General features: G+C 63.5%; 13 protein-coding genes, 1 tRNA gene, 3 rRNA genes and 2 pseudogenes. 5 read left to right on the top strand and 14 right to left on the bottom strand.

Translation table 11 applies throughout. The features are described from left to right. The 3 genes from C477_RS22620 to rrf (C477_RS22610) form a co-directional block, all read left to right on the top strand. A 23S ribosomal RNA gene (locus C477_RS22620) occupies positions 1–3343 on the top strand; the annotation flags it as partial. 220 nt (positions 3344–3563) lie between these two features. Beyond that, positions 3564–3685: ribosomal RNA gene (gene rrf, locus C477_RS22615) — 5S ribosomal RNA — on the top strand. Positions 3686–3698: 13 nt separating this feature from the next. Beyond that, positions 3699–3818: ribosomal RNA gene (gene rrf / locus C477_RS22610) — 5S ribosomal RNA — on the top strand. Positions 3819–4100: 282 nt separating this feature from the next. On the opposite strand, the gene C477_RS22605 is transcribed toward rrf (C477_RS22610), so the two are convergent. Both C477_RS22605 and C477_RS22600 read right to left on the bottom strand, forming a co-directional pair. Then, positions 4101–4760: a DUF7504 family protein gene (locus C477_RS22605; RefSeq protein ID WP_152423384.1), complete on the bottom strand. Its 660-nt coding sequence runs from the start codon at positions 4758–4760 to the stop codon at positions 4101–4103. Between the two features lie 1029 nt (positions 4761–5789). After that, positions 5790–5863 (bottom strand) — tRNA-Lys (locus C477_RS22600). A 167-nt stretch (positions 5864–6030) separates the two neighbouring features. On the opposite strand from C477_RS22600, the gene C477_RS22595 reads away from it, so the two are divergent. Next, a complete protein-coding gene (locus C477_RS22595; protein ID WP_008896902.1) occupies positions 6031–7485 on the top strand; it encodes a DHH family phosphoesterase in 1455 nt (484 codons plus the stop codon). 253 nt (positions 7486–7738) lie between these two features. Here C477_RS22595 and C477_RS22590 read toward each other — a convergent pair whose 3' ends face one another. From C477_RS22590 to C477_RS22535, 12 genes and pseudogenes are all read right to left on the bottom strand, one after another. Beyond that, the gene (locus C477_RS22590; protein ID WP_008896901.1) at positions 7739–8032 is read right to left on the bottom strand and encodes a PRC-barrel domain-containing protein; all 294 of its coding nucleotides are present in this window, start codon (positions 8030–8032) and stop codon (positions 7739–7741) included. Between the two features lie 119 nt (positions 8033–8151). Then, entirely contained in the window at positions 8152–8814 is a 663-nt protein-coding gene (locus C477_RS22585) for a DUF7344 domain-containing protein (protein ID WP_193366278.1), read from the bottom strand. Between the two features lie 450 nt (positions 8815–9264). Further along, positions 9265–9798: pseudogene (locus tag C477_RS22580) on the bottom strand (DRTGG domain-containing protein); the annotation flags it as partial. Between the two features lie 6 nt (positions 9799–9804). Continuing rightward, positions 9805–10570 (bottom strand): annotated as a pseudogene (locus C477_RS22575) (AAA family ATPase); the annotation flags it as partial. Further along, complete coding sequence (locus tag C477_RS22570) at positions 10567–12696, bottom strand: acetate--CoA ligase family protein (protein ID WP_008896899.1); 2130 nt, start codon at positions 12694–12696, stop codon at positions 10567–10569. The gene C477_RS22570 and the pseudogene C477_RS22575, both read right to left, overlap by 4 nt. An 88-nt stretch (positions 12697–12784) precedes the next feature. Beyond that, positions 12785–13798 (bottom strand): metal ABC transporter permease, encoded by a 1014-nt coding sequence (locus tag C477_RS22565; RefSeq protein ID WP_008896898.1) that lies wholly within the window; start codon positions 13796–13798, stop codon positions 12785–12787. A 32-nt stretch (positions 13799–13830) separates the two neighbouring features. Continuing rightward, entirely contained in the window at positions 13831–14568 is a 738-nt protein-coding gene (locus tag C477_RS22560) for a metal ABC transporter ATP-binding protein (RefSeq protein WP_008896897.1), read from the bottom strand. After that, positions 14565–15653 carry a metal ABC transporter substrate-binding protein gene (locus tag C477_RS22555; protein ID WP_008896896.1) on the bottom strand — a complete coding sequence of 363 codons (1089 nt, stop codon included), beginning with the start codon at positions 15651–15653 and terminating at the stop codon, positions 14565–14567. Before C477_RS22555 ends, C477_RS22560 begins: the two co-directional genes overlap by 4 nt. 156 nt (positions 15654–15809) lie before the next feature. Then, positions 15810–16232: a hypothetical protein gene (locus C477_RS22550; protein WP_008896895.1), complete on the bottom strand. Its 423-nt coding sequence runs from the start codon at positions 16230–16232 to the stop codon at positions 15810–15812. A 93-nt stretch (positions 16233–16325) separates the two neighbouring features. Further along, positions 16326–17510, bottom strand: coding sequence for a YihY/virulence factor BrkB family protein (locus C477_RS22545; protein ID WP_008896894.1), 1185 nt, complete (start codon positions 17508–17510; stop codon positions 16326–16328). An 87-nt stretch (positions 17511–17597) separates the two neighbouring features. Further along, positions 17598–18641, bottom strand: coding sequence for a carbohydrate kinase family protein (locus tag C477_RS22540; RefSeq protein WP_008896893.1), 1044 nt, complete (start codon positions 18639–18641; stop codon positions 17598–17600). Between the two features lie 143 nt (positions 18642–18784). Continuing rightward, the gene (locus C477_RS22535; protein ID WP_008896892.1) at positions 18785–20254 is read right to left on the bottom strand and encodes an aldehyde dehydrogenase family protein; all 1470 of its coding nucleotides are present in this window, start codon (positions 20252–20254) and stop codon (positions 18785–18787) included. 205 nt (positions 20255–20459) lie between these two features. On the opposite strand from C477_RS22535, the gene dpsA reads away from it, so the two are divergent. Beyond that, positions 20460–21005, top strand: coding sequence for a DNA starvation/stationary phase protection protein DpsA (gene dpsA / locus C477_RS22530; RefSeq protein ID WP_008896891.1), 546 nt, complete (start codon positions 20460–20462; stop codon positions 21003–21005). Positions 21006–21379: the final 374 nt, after the last annotated feature.

Here is a 21379-nt window from a genome sequence, read left to right as displayed (position 1 = left end):
TGAAGATCGCGGGCATCGACCGCGAAGACTAAACACTCCTCAAGACCGATAGCGAACAAGTAGCGTGAGCGAACGCTGAAAAGCACCCCACGAAGGGAGGTGCAATAGGGCGTGAAATCAGTTGGCGATGGAGCGACAGGGCATACAAGGTCCCGGACACAATGAATCAGGTGCAAGCCTGTAGTAAGCCGTTCGGGAAGCCGGTGTTCTGTCGTACGTTTTGAAAAACGAACCAGGGAGTGTGCCTGTTTGACGAGTCTAACCCGATCATCGGGGAAGGCGTAGGGAAACCGACATGGCCGCAGTCTTACGACGAGGGCCGCCGTGTTCAAGCGCGGGGAGTCAAACGGGCACGACCCGAANACCCCACGAAGGGAGGTGCAATAGGGCGTGAAATCAGTTGGCGATGGAGCGACAGGGCATACAAGGTCCCGGACACAATGAATCAGGTGCAANCCACGAAGGGAGGTGCAATAGGGCGTGAAATCAGTTGGCGATGGAGCGACAGGGCATACAAGGTCCCGGACACAATGAATCAGGTGCAAACCTGTAGTAAGCCGTTCGGGAAGCCGGTGTTCTGTCGTACGTTTTGAAAAACGAACCAGGGAGTGTGCCTGTTTGACGAGTCTAACCTGATCATCAGGGAAGGCGTAGGGAAACCGACATGGCCGCAGTCTTACGACGAGGGCCGCCGTGTTCAAGCGCGGGGAGTCAAACGGGCACGACCCGAAACNGGGAAGGCGTAGGGAAACCGACATGGCCGCAGTCTTACGACGAGGGCCGCCGTGTTCAAGCGCGGGGAGTCAAACGGGCACGACCCGAAACCGGATGATCTAGGCGTGGGCAGGGTGAAGCGTGCCGAAAGGCACGTGGAGGCCCGATAGCGTTGGTGTCCTACAATACCCTCGCGTGACCTACGTCTAGGGGTGAAAGGCCCATCGAATCCGGAAACAGCTGGTTCCAACCGAAAGATGTCGAAGCATCACCTCTGCCGAGGTAGTTTGTGGGGTAGAGCGACGGATTGGGGGACCGCACTCCGAGAGGAGTGNAACGCCGTTCGACGCAGGGAGTCCGGTGCACGGGGTAAGCCTGTGTACCGTGAGGGAGACAACCCAGAGCTGGGTTAAGGTCCCCAAGTGTAGACTAAGTGCGATCGAAGGTGGTCGCAAGCCCTAGACAGCCGGGAGGTGAGCTTAGAAGCAGCTACCCTCTAAGAAAAGCGTAACAGCTTACCGGCCGAGGTTTGCGGCGCCCAAAATGATCGGGGCTCAAGTCTACCACCGAGACCTAGCGGCACTCTTGATCGAGTGATCCCGTAGGTTGGCGTTCTGTTCGGGTGGAAGCACGGCTGAGAAGTCGTGTGGACCGTTCAGTAACGAAAATCCTGGTCATAGTAGCAGCGTTAGTCGGGTTAGAACCCCGACGGCCGAACGAGTAAGGGTTCCTCAGCAATGCTGATCAGCTGAGGGTTAGCCGGTCCTAAGTCTGCCCGTAAGTCGAAGCAGACAACAGGGAAATAGGTTAATATTCCTATNCTCAAAGCCGACGCTTTGGGGCCGCCTCTCCCGAGTTTTCGCTCGGGCGAACAGTCGAAGTTCGTGGAAGCCGTAATGGCAGGAAGCGAACGAATGGCTGGATAGCGTAAGAGAGGTCAACCTAGAGCCCGTGAAAAGGTGAGCACACTGTCCGTACCGAGATCCGACACAGGTACTCGTGGCGGCGAAAGCCAAGGTCTGTCGGGAGCAACCGACGTTAGGGAATTCGGCAAGTTNTATGCCAGTGTGCACTCAAAGCCGACGCTTTGGGGCCGCCTCTCCCGAGTTTTCGCTCGGGCGAACAGTCGAAGTTCGTGGAAGCCGTAATGGCAGGAAGCGACCGAATGGCTGGATAGCGCAAGAGAGGTCAACCTAGAGCCCGTGAAAAGGCAAGCACACTGTCCGTACCGAGATCCGACACAGGTACTCGTGGCGGCGAAAGCCAAGGTCTGTCGGGAGCAACCGACGTTAGGGAATTCGGCAAGTTNAGCACACTGTCCGTACCGAGATCCGACACAGGTACTCGTGGCGGCGAAAGCCAAGGTCTGTCGGGAGCAACCGACGTTAGGGAATTCGGCAAGTTAGTCCCGTACGTTCGCAATAAGGGATGCCTGCCTCGCAACGAGGCAGGTCGCAGTGACTCGGGCGCTCCAACTGTCTAGTAACAACATAGGTGACCGCAAATCCGCAAGGACTCGTACGGTCACTGAATCCTGCCCAGTGCAGGTATCTGAACACCCCGTACAAGGGGACGAAGGACCTGTTAACGGCGGGGGTAACTATGACCCTCTTAAGGTAGCGTAGTACCTTGCCGCTTCAGTAGCGGCTTGCATGAATGGATCAATGAGAGCGCCACTGTCCCAACGTTGGGCCCGGTGAACNAACTGTACGTTCCAGTGCGGAGTCTGGAGACCCCCAAGGGGAAGCGAAGACCCTATAGAGCTTTACTGCAGGCTGTCACTGAGACGTGGTCGCCATTGTGCAGCATAGGTAGGAGGCGGTACACAGGTACCCGCGCTAGCGGGCCACCGAGCCANTCCTGGCGGAGGACACTGGTAGCCGGGCAGTTTGACTGGGGCGGTACGCGCTTGAAAAGATATCGAGCGCGCCCCAAGATTTCCTCACCCGCGTCGGAGACGCGGGAAAGAGCGCAAGAGCATAAGGAAGTCTGACAGTGTCCGGCACAACGACGGACGCTGACGCGAAAGCGTGGTCTAGCGAACCAATGCGGCTGCTTGATGCGGCCCATTGCTGACAGAAAAGCTACCTTAGGGATAACAGAGTCGTCACCCGCAAGAGCACATATCGACCGGGTGGCTTGCTACCTCGATGTCGGTTCCCTCCATCCTGCCTGTGCAGAAGCAGGCAAGGGTGAGGTTGTTCGCCTATTAAAGGAGGTCGTGAGCTGGGTTTAGACCGTCGTGAGACAGGTCGGCTGCTATCTATTGGGGGTGTTACGGTATCTGACAAGAACGTTCGTATAGTACGAGAGGAACTACGAATGGGTGCCACTCGTGTACCGGCTGTCCGAGAGGGCACGTGCCGGGCAGCGACGCACCACGGGGTAAGAGCTGAACGCATCTAAGCTCGAAACCCACTTGGAAAAGAGATACCACNCCGAGAGGGCACGTGCCGGGCAGCGACGCACCACGGGGTAAGAGCTGAACGCATCTAAGCTCGAAACCCACTTGGAAAAGAGATACCACCGAGGCCACTCGTAGAAGACGAGTTCGATAGACTCGGGATGTACGCACCAAGGCAACGAGGTGTTGAGTCCGCGAGCACTAACCGGCCAAGCCACACACTCATAACTACAATCGCATTGGATCCGTGACGCGGTGAACGGGTCCGGGCGCTAACTGGACTACACGTACATGACGGTCGAGACNAGCCACACACTCATAACTACAATCGCATTGGATCCGTGACGCGGTGAACGGGTCCGGGCGCTAACTGGACTACACGTACATGACGGTCGAGACACCACCGATATTGGCATGATCGCGGTTCGATTCCGTGAATCGGCGTTGAGGCGGCCACAGCGGCGGGGTTCCACCCGTACCCATCCCGAACACGGTAGTTAAGCCCGCCTGCGTTTCGGTGAGTACTGGAGTGCGCGAGCCTCTGGGAGAGCCGATTCGCCGCCATCCACTCATACTTCATCATCACGCCCCGCACAGCNGTTCCACCCGTACCCATCCCGAACACGGACGTTAAGCCCGCCTGCGTTTCGGTGAGTACTGGAGTGCGCGAGCCTCTGGGAGAGCAGATTCGCCGCCATCCACTCATACTCTCATCACGCCCCGCACAGCACCGGCTGTGCGGGGCTACTCGTATTTATCGCAGCAGTCCTCCAAGACCGACAGTGGCACGGCAGTTCAGTCTCGTCGATCAGTAGTACCCTGAATGGCTCTCGGTAGAATCAACCTCTGCTGATGGCAGGAAAGTAACCACGGTCGAAATTGAACGAGACGAGTAATTTGAGAAATTTGAACTGAAGTTTCGGACGGACAAACGGAACGAAAATCCCGTTTTGAAGCGGATCACCCAAAATCAATAGCTATTCTACCAATCTATATTCCGCGTTCGATGATAGTCGAGTTGATGTTCGTCGTTCGCCGTTTGTTCAACCCATACGACTCCGTCAACGAGGATCTCCAGTGCAGCCATCGTCGGTTCGCTGTGCTCCGTATACTCGACGCTGAAGACGGTAAGACAGGAACGGGACCGCTGGTGTTCGATTACGGTTTCGAGCACGTTACGGACTCCTTCGATAGACGAGTCGTTGAGAATCGGCGTCAGCGATCGAAGAATTACGTGCGTTTTCGGGTATGTTTTAGAGAACGATTCTTCGAGATCCCAGAGAGCGAGCGTGACTTGCGTCAGGTCACCTGAACGAGGAATCGAAATAATGGGGTTTTCTTGGTAGAGGGCTTCGAGGTGTTCGTCAGCAGTCGTATCGATGATTCCGAGACGGCGGTCTGCTGTTGCTACCACCTGCTGTTCCTGTCGAATCGTTTCCTCCGCAGTGATCGACGAGGTAATAATGATTCGACAGTCTTCCCCGTCTGCGTATTGGTTCGTGATGTGCAACGGAAGGGCATATTCAGTAAGCGGTGCCGGTTTTGCGATACAGAGCGCTGCTCCATCCGGAACGGTTTCGGGAATTCCTTCTAAATCGATGAGTGCTTCGTTCGTTCGGGTATTTGTCCGAGAGTGATTCATAATTGGTTGTGTCTGTGACCTCTTTCGATAGCGAACCGCTCACGACCCTGTGCTGTGTGTCCCCTCACGGTAGCGAGCGTTCGTTCAGGATAGTGACGTTCACCGCAGATTCGACATTCAGCGACGAGAACAGAGGCATCTGTTTCAACGTTCGTCCCCAGCTCGTGGGACTCGATCGTTACTTCTCGGAGGTCACCGCCACACGCCGAACAGGGGAGGCCGAATTCCGATGTCATAATTTCACCTCTCCAGCCTCATGCCTTCGGGGATGGTCCTCAACCGAAGCGCGTTCACTATCCAAAACGCGGTGTGGTCGAACCGATCACCGCCGGCGAATAACACCCGAACGGGTGCACGAAGGGAATGAGACCGCAGCCGAAGTTAGATTGATGTTTTTCTCTTGTGGATAAATATGTTTCCCTGCTCAACGTTTGACGTCGCCGCTATCCGGATTTGTGAACGCACTAACCGAAATTACTGGAGAATCTCCGAAAGCGCATTTCGAACGTCGTCTACAGCCGTTTCAGGACAGACTCGACACGAGTTACGGAGGCTAAACTGATCTCTACGTCAGAAACTGGAATTCAACCTGAACGACTCCCTGTGCCCTCGAGAGGCAATCAACTTGTGACACCCGTTTTTGCCAGAGTTCGGCTTCAGTTCTGGTGTACCCGGGGTGGACCGCCTCTGGTTGAGTCACGGATGAGTCGCGCGGTCCATAGGAACGCGGGTGCTGCAGGCAATCTGAGTAGTAATACGGAAGAAGAATTGCGGACACTCCTGTCGTCCGGGCCGAACTGCGGGCGAGTCGTCGGACCCGGAGATACGCGGTGACGCGCCGATAATCCAAGACGGCGCGCGACCGTGTGACGGCGCTCACAGTTTTAACACAGACTCCATTGAATCGGAAGACGACTCTCTCCCGACAAACGTTCCGTTGCGCGACGATTCGCAGAACGTTCGCCAGCGCGAACTCAACCCTACGCCTGCTAGCGATCACTCTGTACTCTGAAAGCGTAAGAGCAGAAGCGGGCCGGGCGCGATTTGAACACGCGACCGTCTGATTAAGAGTCAGACGCTCTGCCGGACTGAGCTACCGGCCCTGTACCTACGACTTTTCGTCGGCCGTTAAAATACGTTTCCTTTGGATTGCGTCGTGGCAGGGACAAACACACATCGCGAGACCGCCCTCGAGTCCGCTAAATCCCGCGACCGCGGGGAATAAGGATCTTCGGGAGCGTTAAGTGTGGTCGCTCCGACCACAGATGTAATGAGTACGGGGGTTACGATCTCGTCGATCTCTGACTACGCGATCCTCGGCTGTGGAAGCGTCGGCTACGCGGTCGCGGAAGAACTCGTCGAGCAGGGGAAGGACGTCCTCATCGTCGATCGCGACGAGAGCCGCGTCGAATCGCTGCGCGACCAGGACTTAGACGCCCGCACCGCCGACATTCGCGAGCCAGAAGCCGCCGATCTCGTCGCCGACCGGGACGTCGTCCTCATCCTCGCCTCGGACGTCGAATCGAACAAACGCGCCGTCGAGCACATCCGCGAGATCGACGACACCCAGTTCGTCGTCGCCCGCGCGAGCGACCCCGTCTCCGGGGACGAACTCGAGGAACTCGGCGCCGACATCGTCATCAACCCTTCTTCGGTGATCGCCGAGTCAGCACTTCGCGCCCTCGAGTCGGGCGAACTCGAGTACAACGCGGGGAAGCTCGCCCAGCTGTTAGAGGAGACCTCGACGCGGCTGGCGATCGTCACCCAGGACAGCCCCGACCCGGACTCGATCGCGTCGGCGGCGGCCCTGCAGGCGATCGCGAGCCACCTCGGGATCGAGTCGGACATCATCTACTTGGGCGACGTCGGCCACCAGGAGAACAGAGCGTTCGTCAACCTGCTGGGGATCGACCTCGTCCAGTGGGACGAGATCGAGGACCACGCGGTCTACGACACCGTCGCCTTGGTCGACCACGCGACCTCCGGCGAGATGGATCTGCCCGTCGACGTCGTCATCGACCACCACGAGCCGGAAGAGGAGTTCGAACCCGAGTTCGTCGACATCCGGCCGAACATGTCCTCGACGTCGACGATCATGACGAAGTACATCCAGGAGTTCGATATGAACGTCTCCGAGGAGGTCGCGACGGCGCTCCTCTACGGCATCCGCGCGGAGACTCTGGATTTCAAACGCGACACTACCCCCGCCGACCTCACCGCGGCCGCCTACCTCTACCCGTTCGCGAACCACGACACCTTAGAGCAGGTGGAGTCGCCGTCGATGTCCCCCGAAACGCTGGACGTCCTCGCGGAGGCGATCACCAACCGCGACGTCCAGGGGAGCCACCTCGTCTCCAACGCCGGCTTCGTCCGCGACCGCGAGGCGCTCACGCAGGCCGCGAGCCACCTCCTCAATCTGGAGGGCGTCACCACCACCGCCGTCTTCGGCATCGCCGACGAGACCATCTTCCTCGCCGGCCGCTCGAAGGACATCCGCATCAACATCGGCAAGGTGCTCGAGGACGCCTACGGCGAGATGGGCGAGACGGCGGGCCACTCGACGCAGGCCAGCGCGGAGATCCCGCTGGGCATCTTCACCGGGATCGAGATCTCCGACGACACCCGCGACACGCTGCTCGACCTGACCGAGGAAGCGGTCAAGCGGACGCTGTTCGACGCGATGGGCGTCGAGGGCGGCGGCAGCGAGGGCTCGAACGGGAACTGACGGTCGGCTCTCGATCTCGATCTCGAGGTCGAGTGGGCGAGTTTCGGTTTTGGTTTCGTACGGGATCGAACTGACACCGTTCAGTGCGATCTGAGACGGTATCGTCTCTCCTCGACTAGCCGCCGCCGGTTACTCGACTCGAGTTGGACGCAGGACGGCGATTCGATAAGAAGAACCGAGGGAACGAGCGGAACCGAGAGACGGACCGCTCTGCGAGCGCGAAACAGAATCGGTGCTCCCGCGCGAGAGCCGGTTATGCGATGAGCTCTTCCTCTTCCTCGTCGGGCTGGCGGACGCGTTCGACGACGTCGTTGATCAGGATCACGTCGCCGACGGCACGAACCCAGCGGTAGGGAACGATGACGCCCTGCCCGCTGCGGGTGGCGTCGGTGAACAGTTCGGAGTTGAGGTTGCCGAGCGCGAGGCCGGTGATGGTCTGTCCGTCGACGTTCAGCCGCAGGTCTTCGACTTCGCCGACGAAGACGCCGTTGTTCGAGTAGACCTCTCGTCCGACAAGCGAGGTGATTTCCTGGGGAGTGTCGTCCATGTCTGGGCACATGCAGGGTGGACTCTTAATTCTTGGTCAGACGTTCCGCGGCCGAGACCCCGTGTGGGGTCGAGGCCCGGTTGCGCGTCGATTCGAGCGGCTCGCTCGAGCGCGTGTCATTACGACAGCCGCCTGTCGTCAGAGCGGTTCGTCGCGGCGGAATCGGCCAGGTTCGTCTTGATCGTCATCAGGACGAACAGGAGCCCGATAGTGGCCGCGAGCGTCAGTTCGGGAATCACGAGGAATCCGCTCACGGAGGCCGCGAGTAGGCTGACGCTCGCCCCGACGAACATCGCGCGGGAGTCGTTTACCAATTGGCTGGTGAGACCGTCGCCGGCGTCAGTATTGGCGTTGGCGTCGGTGTCCGACTGCGTCGGAGACGGGTCCGATTCGACGGCCTCGAGATACGGTCGGAAGATCTCGAGGCGTTCGGTCGGCCGGACGATGCCGCGGGGCTTGTTGTAGTCGATGATTCCCTTCGTATCGAGCTTCGGGAGGTGGGACTGATACAGCGGGATGTACACGCGCTGACGTTGTTTCGACGTGAGCTCTTTGACGGTCGTCTCGTGTTCTTTCGCCGCGACGTGTTCGGCGATATCGCTCATCTTGATCGGTCCCTCCCGATCCAGAAGATAGGCGATCGTGTCGCGTCTGCGGTTCGTTTGCAGGATGTGAAAGATCTCGTCCGGCGAGAGCGCTTCGGACTCGTCGCACGGGGGATCGTCAGACTGGGAGTCGTCGGAGGGCATGCCCGTGGAGGAGCGGCGATCTGTTTTGGGCATCATATCGTACGTTCTCAGAAGAAAACTATCTCTATGTAAACCTTCTGTTTATGGATCCGGTGCAAAATGTTATCATAGATTGATCTAATTAAAATATATGCTAGCAATAGAAGAGATTGCGGACTACCGCTCTCCGCGGTAGCAGATGACCGAAACGGCGAAACGCTGCTTCGGCGGTATCGGTGGTTGTTCTGTACTGAACGAATGTCGTTACGAGGGATAAGCGGTTCCCCAATACGATTTGGTTCGACTGAGATTCCCCACAATCGTTAGTACGAATCTGTGAATCGCGTCCCGAGAACGATCGGACTCATGCCGAATCAGTTCGGGACGAGACCGCGGCAGAGACGGCTCTTCCCCCTCATTCGGATGATTCAATTCTCGGTGATCCGACGCCAGCCGTGAACGGTCCCGTGTGATATGATCGACGGCCGACCGTGACTCGAGCGCCTAGCGAGACCAGTCGAGGATCGAGTCGACCGCCGCGTGGTCGGTCAGTAGTTCCGCCATCCGGTCGACGGTTTCCTCGTCGCGCGTGCGGCCGCTTCGGACGACGTCCTCGGCACGCTCGACGGTCGTCAGCGTGTCCGTCTGTACCGAGAGGATCGGCATCCCCTTCTCGGCGGCCTGACCGATGATCGCGCCAGACGGGCGGTGGCCGCCGGTCAGAATGAGACAGCGCACGCCCGGCGCCTCGAGGGCGGCCGTGTGGATCTCGGCGCGGTCGCCGCCGGTGATCACGGCGGCGTCTTTCGTCCGGCGGAAGTGACGCAGGGCGCTGTCGGCGCCCATCGCGCCGACGCTGAACCGCTCGACGTAGGCGTCTCGTCCGTCCTCGACGAGCATCGAGGCGCCGAGCTCTTCGGCCAGTTCGCCGACGGTGACCCCCGAGAGCGTCCGCTCGCTGGGGAGCACGCCGAAGACCGGAATCCCGCGCTCCTCGAGCGCGGCGACGACGTCGGTCTCGAGCGTGTCGTAGACGGCGNAGTTCGCCGACGGTGACCCCCGAGAGCGTCCGCTCGCTGGGGAGCACGCCGAAGACCGGAATCCCGCGCTCCTCGAGCGCGGCGACGACGTCGGTCTCGAGCGTGTCGTAGACGGCGTCCGCGACGTCGTTGTAGATGACGCCGGCGAGCCGGTCGCCGAAGGCGTCGGCCGCGGCGAGCACGTCGTCGATATCGCCCGGAACCTCGTGGGAAGCGACGAGGACGACGCGGGCGTCCAGAAGTTCCGCCACGTCGGCGTCGGTGAGGTCGACGATACCGCCCACGTCGTACTCACCGCCGCCCTCGACGAACATGCGGTCTCGGCCGTCGGCGAGCGTCTCGAAGGCCTCGACCACGCGCTCGCGGACCTCGTCGGAGTCCTCGCGGCCGCGGATCGCCTGCTCGACGAACGTCGGCGAGTAGACGACGGGCTCCAGATCGTGCATCTCGGCCTCGAGGTCGAGCAGTTCGCGGGCGAGCAGCGGATCCTCGTCCAGGGTCTTCCCGACGTTGCTCTCGAGTCGGGTGCCCTTCGGTTTCATGTAGCCGACGCTGTCGCCTTCCTCGGCCGCGAGCCGGGCCAGCGCCAGCGTGATCGCCGTCTTGCCGGTGCTCTCCGCGAGCGAACTGACGAGGATCGTCTCAGTGTCACTCGCAGTCGTGGCGGTGTCGGTCGACCGTCGGTCGCCCTGCTGGTCGTCGGGCTGCCGACCGTCGGTCGTCTCGGTGTCGTCGGGAGTGGTGTCGGTGGTGGGGTCAGTGTCGCTCATACGTATTCGTCCTCCGTGTCCGTCTCGTCCGGGAGTTCGTCCGGATCGACGGTGAGTCTGAGATCGATCGCTTCTACGCCGTCGGGGCCCGCCACGAGCGGGTTGACGTCGAGTTCGAGGATCGACGGGAAGTCGGTCACCAGCTGCGAGAGCCGCTGGATCGTCTCGACGACGCCCTCAACGTCGGCCGGCTCGCGCCCGCGGGCGCCGCGCAACAGCGGCGCGGCCTGAATCTCGTCAATCATGTCGCGGGCTTCGCCCTCGCCGACCGGGGCGACGCGGACCGACGTGTCCTCTAGGATCTCGACGAAGATACCGCCGAGGCCGAACAGCAACAGCGGGCCGAACTGCGGATCGCGGTTCATCCCGACGATGGTCTCGGTGGCGGTCTCGAGGTCCAGCATCTCCTGGACCTGCACGCCGAGGATCGTCGCGTCGGGCTGGTAGTTGCGCGCGCGAGCGACGAGGTCCTCGTAGGCGTCGTAGACCTCGTCGTCGGGGACGCCGACCTTGACGCCGCCGATGTCGGACTTGTGGGAGATGTCTGGGCTGACGATCTTCATCACGACGTCGTCCTCGATGGACTCGGCCACCTCGCGCGCTCGGTCGGGATCGTCGACGATCTCGCCGCCGGGGGTCGGGATCCCGTAGGCCTCGAGCAGTTCCATCGACTCGACGCCCAGCCGGTTGTCGTCGCTGCGCTCGGCGCGGGCGAGGATCTCGCGGGCGCGCTCGCGGTCGACGTCGAACCGCTCGGGCTCGTCGACGGTCCGCTCGCGGATGTCCCGAAACCGGGCGAGAGCGTCCAGCCCGGAGACCGCCCGCGAGGGATCGAAGTAGTTCGGGATTCCCGACTCGCGCAGCGTCTCCTCGGCCTCGCGGGCCCGCTGGCCGCCCATCAGGCAGGTGACGACGGGCGTGTCGTGTTCCTCGAGCTTGTCGATCACCGTCTCCGCCAGCTCGTCGTAGGAGAGGACGGCGGTCGGCGCCGCGACGACGACCGCGCTGCCGACGTTGGGGTCCTCGAGGGCGATCTCTACGGCCTCGCCGAACCGGTCGACGTCGGCGTCTCCGATGGCGTCGATCGGGTTGTAAACGTTGGCCTCGTCGGGCATCGCCGCGGCGAGTCGATCGATCGTCTCGTCGGTGAAGCCGGCCATCTCGAGGGTCGAGTCGCCGACGGCGTCGGTCGTCAGCACGCCGGGACCGCCCGCATTGGTGACGACGGCGACGCCGTCCGATTCGGGTTCGGGCAGTCCCGCGAGCGCTCGCGCGTAGTCGAACAGCTCTTGGACCGAGCGGGCGCGGAGGACGCCGGCCTGCTCGAGACCCGCCTCGTAGGCCCGCTCGCTGCCGGCGATCGCGCCCGTGTGCGAGGAGGCGGCCTGCGCGCCCGCGTCGGTCCGGCCGGACTTGACGAGGACGATCGGCGTGTCGTCGGTCACCTCGCGGGCGGCCTCGATGAACCCCTGGCCGTCGTCGACGTCCTCGAGGTAGCCGATGATGACGTCGGTATCTGGGTCGTCGCCCCACTCGCGGACGAAGTCCGTCTCGTCGAGCACGGCCTTGTTCCCGAGCGAGACGACGTCCTGAAAGCCGATCCCCTGCTCGTTGGCCCAGTCCAAGACGGCGGTGATGAACGCGCCCGACTGGCTCATAAAGGAGATCGAGCCTTCGAGGGCGTGCTCGGGGCCGAACGTGGCGTTCATGCCGCTCGGCGTGGCCATCACCCCGAGGCTATTGGGGCCGACGACGTTGAGGTCGTACTCGTCGGCGACCTCGCGCAACTGTCGCTCGCGGTCGGCCCCCTCGCCGCCGGTCTCCGAGAAGCCGGCGGTGATGACGACGACGTTTCGCGTCCCGGCCTCGCCGAGATCGCGCAAGGCGTCGATCACCGCGTCGGGCGGTACGACGACTACCGCCAGATCGATCGGCGGCGCGCTCGACACGTCCGAATAGCACTCGAGCCCGAGCACCTCGTCGCGGCCGGGGTTGATCGGCACGACCTCGCCGTCGAACCGGTCTCGCAGGTTCGCGGTGATCGCGCGGCCGACGGCGCCCTCGCGGTCGGTCGCGCCGACCACGGCGACGGTCTCGGGGTCGAAAAGTTCGGCTAACCGTCCCATCGCTCGAGGCTTCGCCCAGCGGCGTGTTAAGGGTAGGGCCTGTTCCCGCCGCGTGGCAACGATCGCTCGCGCCCGACGTCGCGCTCGATCAGTGCGTCGAAATCGCCGTCGTCGACCGACTCGAAGCGGCGATCGCGAGCAGGTAACAGGCGATGGCGACGACGACGATCGAGCCGCCGGTCGGCAGACTGCCGCCGATCGAGACGGCGAAGCCGCCGAGGATCGACACCTGCCCGAACAGGATCGAGCAGAACAGCGTCTCGCGGAAGCTGTGGGCGATCTGCGTGGCGGCCGCGACCGGGATGACGAGCATCGCGGCGACGAGGATGACGCCGAGGATCTGCATCGCGCCGACGACGACCACGGCCGTCATGACGATCAGCAGGGTGTTGTACCAGGTGACGTTGAGCCGGGCGACCCGGGCGGCCTGCTCGTCGAACGTGATGAACAGGAGCTGCTTGTAGGTCGCGATGACGACGGCGACGACGAGGACCGAGAGCACCGCCATCAGCCGCGCGCCGCCGGGCGTGACGACGGAGATGCTCCCGAAGAGGTAGTCCTCGACGTTGATCCCGGTCATGCCCCGACCGTAGCTGATGATGAGCGTCCCGACGGCGAAGCTGCCGGTCAGCATGATCGCGATCGGCACGTCGCCGTAGGTGTCAGTGTGTTCGGTCAGCCACTGGACGCCGAGCGCGCCGAGGATGCCGACGACCAGCGCCGCCAGCAGCAGCGAGACGCCCAGATCCGTCGTGGCGCTGAACAGCAGCCCGATCGCGACGCCGGCGAAGGCCGTGTGGGCGAGCGTCTCGCCGATCAGCGCCATCTCGCGGTGGACGAGGTACGTCCCCACGAGCGGCGCGACGATCCCGATCAGGATCCCCGTCGCGATCGAGCGCCACATGAACGGGTGCCTGAAGACGTTCGTCCCGAGGACGTAGTCCAACAGCCGTCCGGCGATGCGATACTGTTCGTACAGCGCTCCCGCGACGGCGTAGTCCTGCAGATAGTCGAGGGCGAGAAAGCCGATCATAACCGCCGCCAGCAGTCCCGTCGCGCCGATTCCGATCAGTTCCAGCCGAAGTCTCGTCTCGCGGTGCATAGCTCGTATCTCAGTCTCTCGATATCAGCGTCTCAATGGTGGTGGTGGACGACCTGCCCCGTCGCCCCGTAGGCCTCGGTGAGCGCGTCGCTCTCGACGAACGACTCGGTGTCGCCGTGGTGGTACAGTTCCGTGTTGATACAGGCGATTCGGTTCGCGCGGTCCGTGACGACGCCGATGTCGTGCTCGATCAGGATGATCGTGATCCCGTCGTCGTTGAGCGACTCGAGCAGCTGGTAGAAGGCGTCGCGGGACTCGGCGTCGACCCCGACGGTCGGCTCGTCCAGCGCCAGCAGATCCGCCTCGGAGGCCAGCGCCCGCGCGATGTAGGCGCGCTGTCGCTGGCCGCCCGAGAGCTGGTTGACCTGTCGATCGGCAAGGTCCTCGATGCCGACCGTCTCGATGGCGTCGGCGACGATTTCGCGGTCTTCCTCCCGAATCCGGCCGTGGCCGACGTGGGCGAACCGACCCATGGTCACGGCCTCGCGGACGGTGACCGGCATCGTTCCGCCGCCGCTGGTCGCCTGCTGGGAGACGTAGCCGATCCGCTCGCCCTCGTCGAAGGCGTCGACCGGTTCACCGAAGAGTTCGACCCGGCCGCTGTCGGCCTCGTGCAGACCGAGCATGAGGTGGAGGAGCGTCGTCTTCCCGGAGCCGTTCGGGCCGATGAGCCCGAGGAAGTCGCCTTCCTCGACGGTCAGGGAGACGTCGCGGACCGCGGGCTGGTCGCCGTAGGCGAACGTCACGTTCTGGAGATCGACGACGGTCACTGTGCGTCTAGTGCTTCTCTGAACGCGGGGATGTTTATCTCTTCCATTTGCTCGCGGTATCCCCAGCCCTTTTCCTCCCACGAGGCGAGGGTTCCCGAGGCGGTCGCGAGGGGCCTCGCGTCGGTCGCGTCGCTGCCGTCGAGGAGCGTCCCGACGAGGGGCGGGTGTTGGCCTTCGGGGGCGTCGAAGGCGTCGTAGAGGATCGTGTCGATCCCGTTGTCGTCGATGTGCTCGATGGTCTCCGAAATCTCACCCTGGCTCGGCTCCTCGTTCGGGGAGACGCCGACGGGCGTGTGCAGTTCGAATCCGTACCGGTCCTCGAGGTAGGTGAAGGAATCGTGGCCGGCGAAGACGGCGGTCCGGCGGTCCGCGTCCTCGATGAGCGCTTCGAACTGCTGGTCGACGTCCTCGAGGACGCCGACGTACTCGTCGGCGTTGGTCCGAAACGTCTCCTCCTCGTCGGGATGAGCCTCGACTAAGCCGTTGACGATATTCTCGAGGATGTCCTGTGCGAGGACGGGATCGAGCCAGGCGTGGGGATCGAACGAGGAGCGATCGTGGTCGTGATCGTGACCGTCGTCTTCGTGCTCGTGGCCGTCGTTCTCGCTGTGGTTCCCGTCTTCGTGCTCGTGGTCGCCGTCTTCGTGCGTCTCAGTATTGTTCCCGTGATCGTGCCCGTCGGATCCCGTCTCGTGGCCCCACTCGAGCAACTGATCGTCGAGTCCCGCGAAGCCGTCGACGACGATCACGTCGTCGTAGTCCGCCTCGAGCGTCGACGCGATATCCTGTGCCCACGAGAACTCGGGCGTGTCGAGATAGACGAAGACGCCCGCGTTGGCGACGTCGCGGGTGAGGTCTCCCGGCGGACTCCAGCCGTGGCCCGACTCGCCGGTTCCCACCGGGTTCTCGAAATCCATCGTCTCGCCGCTGACCTGCTCGGCCCAGTCCCACAGGCTAAACAGGGCGGCGTACCCCGTGTCGTACTCCCGTTCCGCGAGGTCCAGATCGTCGAGACAGCCGGCAAACGCGCTCGCGGCGAGGAGGCTCCCACCCGCCCCCAGCAGCGACCGCCGTGTTCGGTTCATACCCGAAAATACGCCCCGCCGAATAAAAGCGTTATTATCTAAACCAAGTGTATTATTAACTCGAGGTAGCCATAGGGGGAGTTGTTACTAACTTGGCGGCGAGCGAATTTCGGCAGCGCGGAGAGACGAGAACTGAAGCCGCGAGAAGCGGCGCGCTCATTCGAGCGAGACGCCGAGTTTGACTCCGTTGTGGCGTCGGTACGCCGGCGGCTGGCCCGGTTCGGCGTCGCGGACGACGTCGAACACGTCGAAGCGGATCACCAGGCGTCCGGGACCGATCGTCGCCCGAAGGACGGGGCCACGGCTCGTGACGACGACGTACGGCGGCCCGGCGACCGGCCGGGCCGACAGCTCGTAGCCCGTCGCCGCGACGACGTCGGCCAGTACCTGCGGCAGTCGCTCGAACAGCCCGGACGCCTCGAGTTCCGAACGGAGACCGCCGGTGACGGTGTTCCGATCGGTGGTCCGCGACGTATCCCAGGGTTCGGCGATCCGGTCGGCGCAGTCCTGGACCGCCTCGACGACCGGGGCGTGTTCGGTCTGGATCCGACGGCGCGCGTCTCGAACCGGATGCGACACGAGTGTGAGTGACAGCGGGAATCACTAAGATGTCTCGACTCTCCCGTCGAACGAAGCGAGCGCAAACTGGAGTGACGGGACGGCGGTCCGCCGCTACTTCCGTCGTTCGACCGTGCCGACGTTCAGCGTCCGGACGTGGCGCAGCACCGTTCGGGCCCCGCGCCGCCACGCCGGCTCCGTCTCTCGTCGCTCCTCGAGTTCGCGTCGCAGCCGCTCGTTCTCGGCCTCGAGATCATCGACCGCGGTCTCCAGTCGCTCCGCGTTCGCCTCGAGGTCGTCCACGCGGTCCTCGAGCCGGTAGCGGCGCTCGCGCTGGGTCTCCAGATCGTTTCGTAACTGGTCGCGTTCGCGCCGGAGGGTCTCGACCCGAGCGGCGAGTTCCTCGCGTTCTCGAGCATCGTCGTCGACGAACGGGTCGCGGTCGGTCGCGGCGATCGACCCCTCCTCGAGGTCGACGGTCTCGTCGTCCGTCTCCTCCGCGTCGGCTCCGGGCTCGAGGTAGCCCAGGCCGACCGCGTTGACGACGGCGCCCACCAGCAGGATCATCCCTCCGAAGTAGAGCCACGTCAACAGCAGGAGGATAGCGCCGAGGGGGCCCGCCGACTCCGAACTGGAGGCGAAGGAGACGTACACCCGGAACAGCGACTGGAGTAGCGTCCAGCCGAGGGCCGCGACGACGACGCCGGGGACCACCTGTCGCTTCGAGGAGCCGACGTCGGGGAAGTAGTAGTACATCGGGAAGAACGCGATCGCGAGGACGGCGAACAGCAGGATAGACTGTGCGACGCCGAGGAAGGGGATCTCCGGCAGGAACGCGACGATCGCGGTCGCGACGGCGGCGAAGATGAGCGCGCCGCCGATGACGCCGAAGACGATTAGCGCGTCGTGGATCTGGTCGAAAAACGAGTTCTCGTTGGTCGTCCCGTAGATCTCAGAAAACGCCGTGTCGAGCCCGCGGAATATCTTCAGCGACCCCCACAGCAACACGACGAGGCCGACGATCGTCGAGCCGGCCGACGCCGGCGAGTCCTCGATCGCGTTCTCGATCAACAACTGACCGCTATCGGGGAGAAAGCCCTCCGTCGCGGTCGAGACCTGCTCGGCGAACGCGTCGCCGCCCACGAACGTGACGAGGAAGAAGATGAGCACGAGCAGCGGCAGCAGCGAGATGAACGCCTGATAAGCGATGCTCGCGGCCATAAACGGTACGTTCTTCTCCTGAATACCGCCGACGACCGTCTTCCCGAAGGAGAGGCCGTCCCGAAGATCCGTAGACATACGCGCATACGGGTGCTCGACGGCGTTATGCCGTCGGCTTGCAGCCACCGTGTGGATTTCCCTCGACGCCCGTAATCGGCGATTACGTCACGACCTCGGACCGTCCTCGAGCAGCGCCTCGACCGCGCCGCGGGTCGGCAGGGCCGCCATCGCCCCCGCGTCGGTCGTCGCCGTCGCGGCGACCGCGCCCGCGAACCGCAGCGCCTCCTCGAGGGAGCGCCCGTCTCGAAGCGCGGCGATGACGCCGGCGACGAACGCGTCGCCCGCGCCCGTCGTGTCGACCACGTCGACGTCGAATCCAAGATGGCTCGCGACGCGCGCGTTCGACTCGGCCGCCGCGGATTCATCGGGCCACGGCGCGCGTTCCGACGCGGCCGCGACGGCGCCCTCGCTGCCTCGCGTGACGAAGACGGTATGCGGGCCCTCACCGGGAGCGCCGTCTTCGAGCACCGCTCGTGCGATCGCTTCGGGCTTCGATTCGGCATCGGAAGCGTCGGCCGCACCGTCGCCCGCGTACCCCAGCCGCTCGAGTTCGCCGACCGTCGCCTTGCAGACGTCGACGTGGGCCAGCGCCTCGCGACCGACACGGGCGAACGCCTCTCGATCGGGCCACAGTTCGGGTCTGAAGTTCGGATCGAACGAGGTCGTACAGTCCGCGGCGGCGGCCCGCTCGAGCAGATCGATCGTCGCCTCTCGGGCCGGATCGCTGGCGAGGGTGACCCCGCCCGCGTGGACCCACTCGAGAGCCTCGAGCGTCGCGTCGTCGATCCGGCCGGGCTCGAGCCGCGTATCGGCGGTGTCCTCGCGGTAGAACGTGAACTCGCGGTCGCCGGTCTCGTCATGGGTGACGAACGCGAGCGTCGTCTTCGCGTCGGGGTCGCGCTCGACGAATCGGNATCGGTCCGGGAGGTCGGCGTCTTCGAGGACGGTCTCGAGGTACCGCCCGAACGGGTCCGCGCCGACGCGGGTCCAGAACAGCGGCGGCGCCTCGAGTCGCGCGAGGCCGACGGCGACGTTGGCCGGCGCGCCGCCGGGGCGGCGGTCGAAGCCGGAGACGTCCTCGAGCGGTCCCGGTCGCTCGGGGAGGAAGTCGATCAGCGTCTCGCCGGCGACGAGTACGTCGCGAGTCATGTCTGCGTATCAGTCGGCCGGTGGTTTATGGATACCGAGCGCTGGCGGATCGGCGGCGGCGCGACGCTGGCAGCGGCGCCGGCGCTATCGCTCTCGAGCGGCCGGTCGAAACGAGAGAAAGCGTAGAGAGATCGGTGTTCGCCTTACAGGATGATGCTCTTCTCGCGCATCATCTCGTGGATCGAGGCGTCGAGACCCTCGCGGCCGATGCCGGAGTCCTTGTTGCCGCCGAAGGGGATGTCGCCCAGCCCGTGGCTCGGCGCGCCGTTGATCCGGACCGCGCCGGCGTCGACGCGGTTCGCGACGTTCATCGCACGCTTGTGGTCGCTCGTGAAGACGGCCGCGTCGAGCGCCAGATCGGAGCTGTTGGCGATCTCGATGGCCTCTTCCTCGTCGCTGAAGGTGGTGACCGCGGCGATGGGGCCGAACTGCTCTTCGTCGACGATGCGGGCGTCGTGGGGAACGTTCGCCAGCAGCGTCGGTTCGAAGAACTGGTCGGCGAGTTCGTCCGGCACGCCCTCGGGGGCGCGGCGACTCCCGCCGCGGACGATCTCCGCGCCCTTGTCGACGGCGTCCTCGACCAGTTCTGTGACCCAGTCGGCCTGCTCTTCGCTGATGAGCGGGCCGAAGGCGGTGTCCTCCTCGAAGAGGTCGCCGGCGGTCCAGGCGTCCATCTGGCCGTCGATCAGCTCGACGAGCTCGTCGTGGACCGACTCGTGGGCGAGCACGCGCGAGACGGCCGAGCAGCGCTGGCCGGCGTACTTGAACGAGCCCTTGGCGCAGTTGCCCGCGACGTCGGTGAGGTCGGCGTCCTCGAAGACGATCGCCGGGGCGTTGCCGCCCAGTTCCATGTGCAGGTTGACCATGCCGCTCTCGCGGGCGACGTGTTTGCCGGCCCCCGAGGAGCCGGTCATCGCGATGGCGTTGACGCGGTCGTCGCCGGAGAGAACGTCGCCGATCTCGCTGGCCTCGCCCGGGACGAAGTTGAATGCGCCGTCCGGAATCCCGTCGACCTCGCTGATGACGTCGGCGAGGATCGCCGCCGAGATGGGCGTCTTGCTGGCGGGCTTGAGCAGGACGCTGTTACCGGCGGCGAGTGCAGGGGCGACTTGTAATGCTGTCGTCGCCAACGGATAGTTGTACGGCGTGATACACAGCACCGCGCCGATCGGCTCGTGTTTGACGATCGCCTGCCAGCCCTCGTGGCCCTCGGTCGAGCCCTCGCGGTACTCGCCCTGGCTGACGACGTTGCGAGCCTCCTCGGCCGCGCGGTCGAATCGCTCGGCGGCCTGCCCGACCTCGCCGCGAGCCGAGGAGATCGGTTTCCCGGCCTCGCGGACGATGACCTCCGCGAGTTCCTCCTCGCGCTCGCGCAGCCCCTCGGCGATCGCTTCGCACCACTTCGCGCGCTCGACGACGGTCGTCTCGCGCATGCGCGGCTTGATCTCGTGGGCGGCCTCGAGGGCGGCGTGGGCCGCAGCCGGATCCGCAGCGGTCACCTGCGCGAAGGTGCCTCCGTCGGCGAGATCCGAGACCGGGATCGCGTTTTCGGTCTCGAGCCACTCACCGTCGACGTACAGTCGCTCTCTCCGCTGTGCGGCTCTCGTTGCCATACCCGTCTCTTAGAGCCCCACACTGAAAGAGTTTACTCACGGTTGAAAAAATAACGCAAGTATTGATGACCTCGTTCGGTGATGGGTCGATTGTTAGGCAGACCAAAATCTAGGACGTCTATTGAGAACTGCGATTTCCGATTACAGAAAAAATGTTCTTGCATGGGGAATCCTTAAGTGGAATGCGCGCGTTTGTTCGAATACAATGAGCACTCAAGAGACCGTTCGCCAGTCGGCTGACAGTGTCGAGGGGAACGAGCTTCGCCTCGACCAGGAGAAGGCCGAGCAGATCGTCGACGCGCTGAACACGGAGCTCGCGAACTCGTACGTCCTCTACCACCAGCTCAAGAAGCACCACTGGGTCGTCGAGGGCGCCGAGTTCCTCCCGCTTCACGAGTTCCTCGAAGAGGCTTACGAGCACGTCGAAGAGGGTGCCGACGAGATCGCCGAGCGCGCCCAAGCGCTGGGCGGCGTCCCCGTCTCGGGCCCTCGCAACCTCGAGGACCGCGCCACCGTCGAGTTCGAGGGTGAGGACGTCTACGACGCCCGCACGATGTTCGAGAACGACCTCGAGATGTACGGCGACATCATCGAATCGATGCGCGGCAGCATCGAACTCGCCGAGAACCTCGGCGACCCCGCCACGGGCGAGATCCTCCGCGAGATCCTCGTCCACCTCGAGGAAGACGGCCACCACTTCGAGCACTACCTCGAGGACGACACGCTAGTCCTCGAAGAAGCGACGAAGTAATCGGACGACGGAAACGCCGGGTACCGAACCGCGTCGCCGATCGATTCCGCGTTTTTACTGCTAGATCGAGAGACCAGCGAATAGCCCGTTTGCACTCGAGAGGGTCACCGAGACCGGAGTGTCGCATCTTTCCGCGTAGTATTTCGAACCGCAAAACCGGCATACAGTGGCGCGCGCTGTCGGTCAGCCGAGCAAAGCGAGGCTGGCCGACGACCGTGCGCGAGGGATGAGCGAACGAGCGGTGCGAGGGGTGAACGCAGTGAACCCCTCGAAAGCGAACGGTGACCTCTGGGAACCGTGAGCGAAGCGAGTGAACGAATCGGCTGGGGAGGACGTGGAATTCCTCGCTGCCAGCAGCAGTAGCGGACTACTAC

Origin of the sequence: Haloterrigena salina JCM 13891 (assembly GCF_000337495.1) — an archaeon.
GTDB lineage: Archaea > Halobacteriota > Halobacteria > Halobacteriales > Natrialbaceae > Haloterrigena > Haloterrigena salina.
Note: the sequence above shows the minus strand (reverse complement) of the source record. Positions and strands in the feature narration are given on the sequence as shown.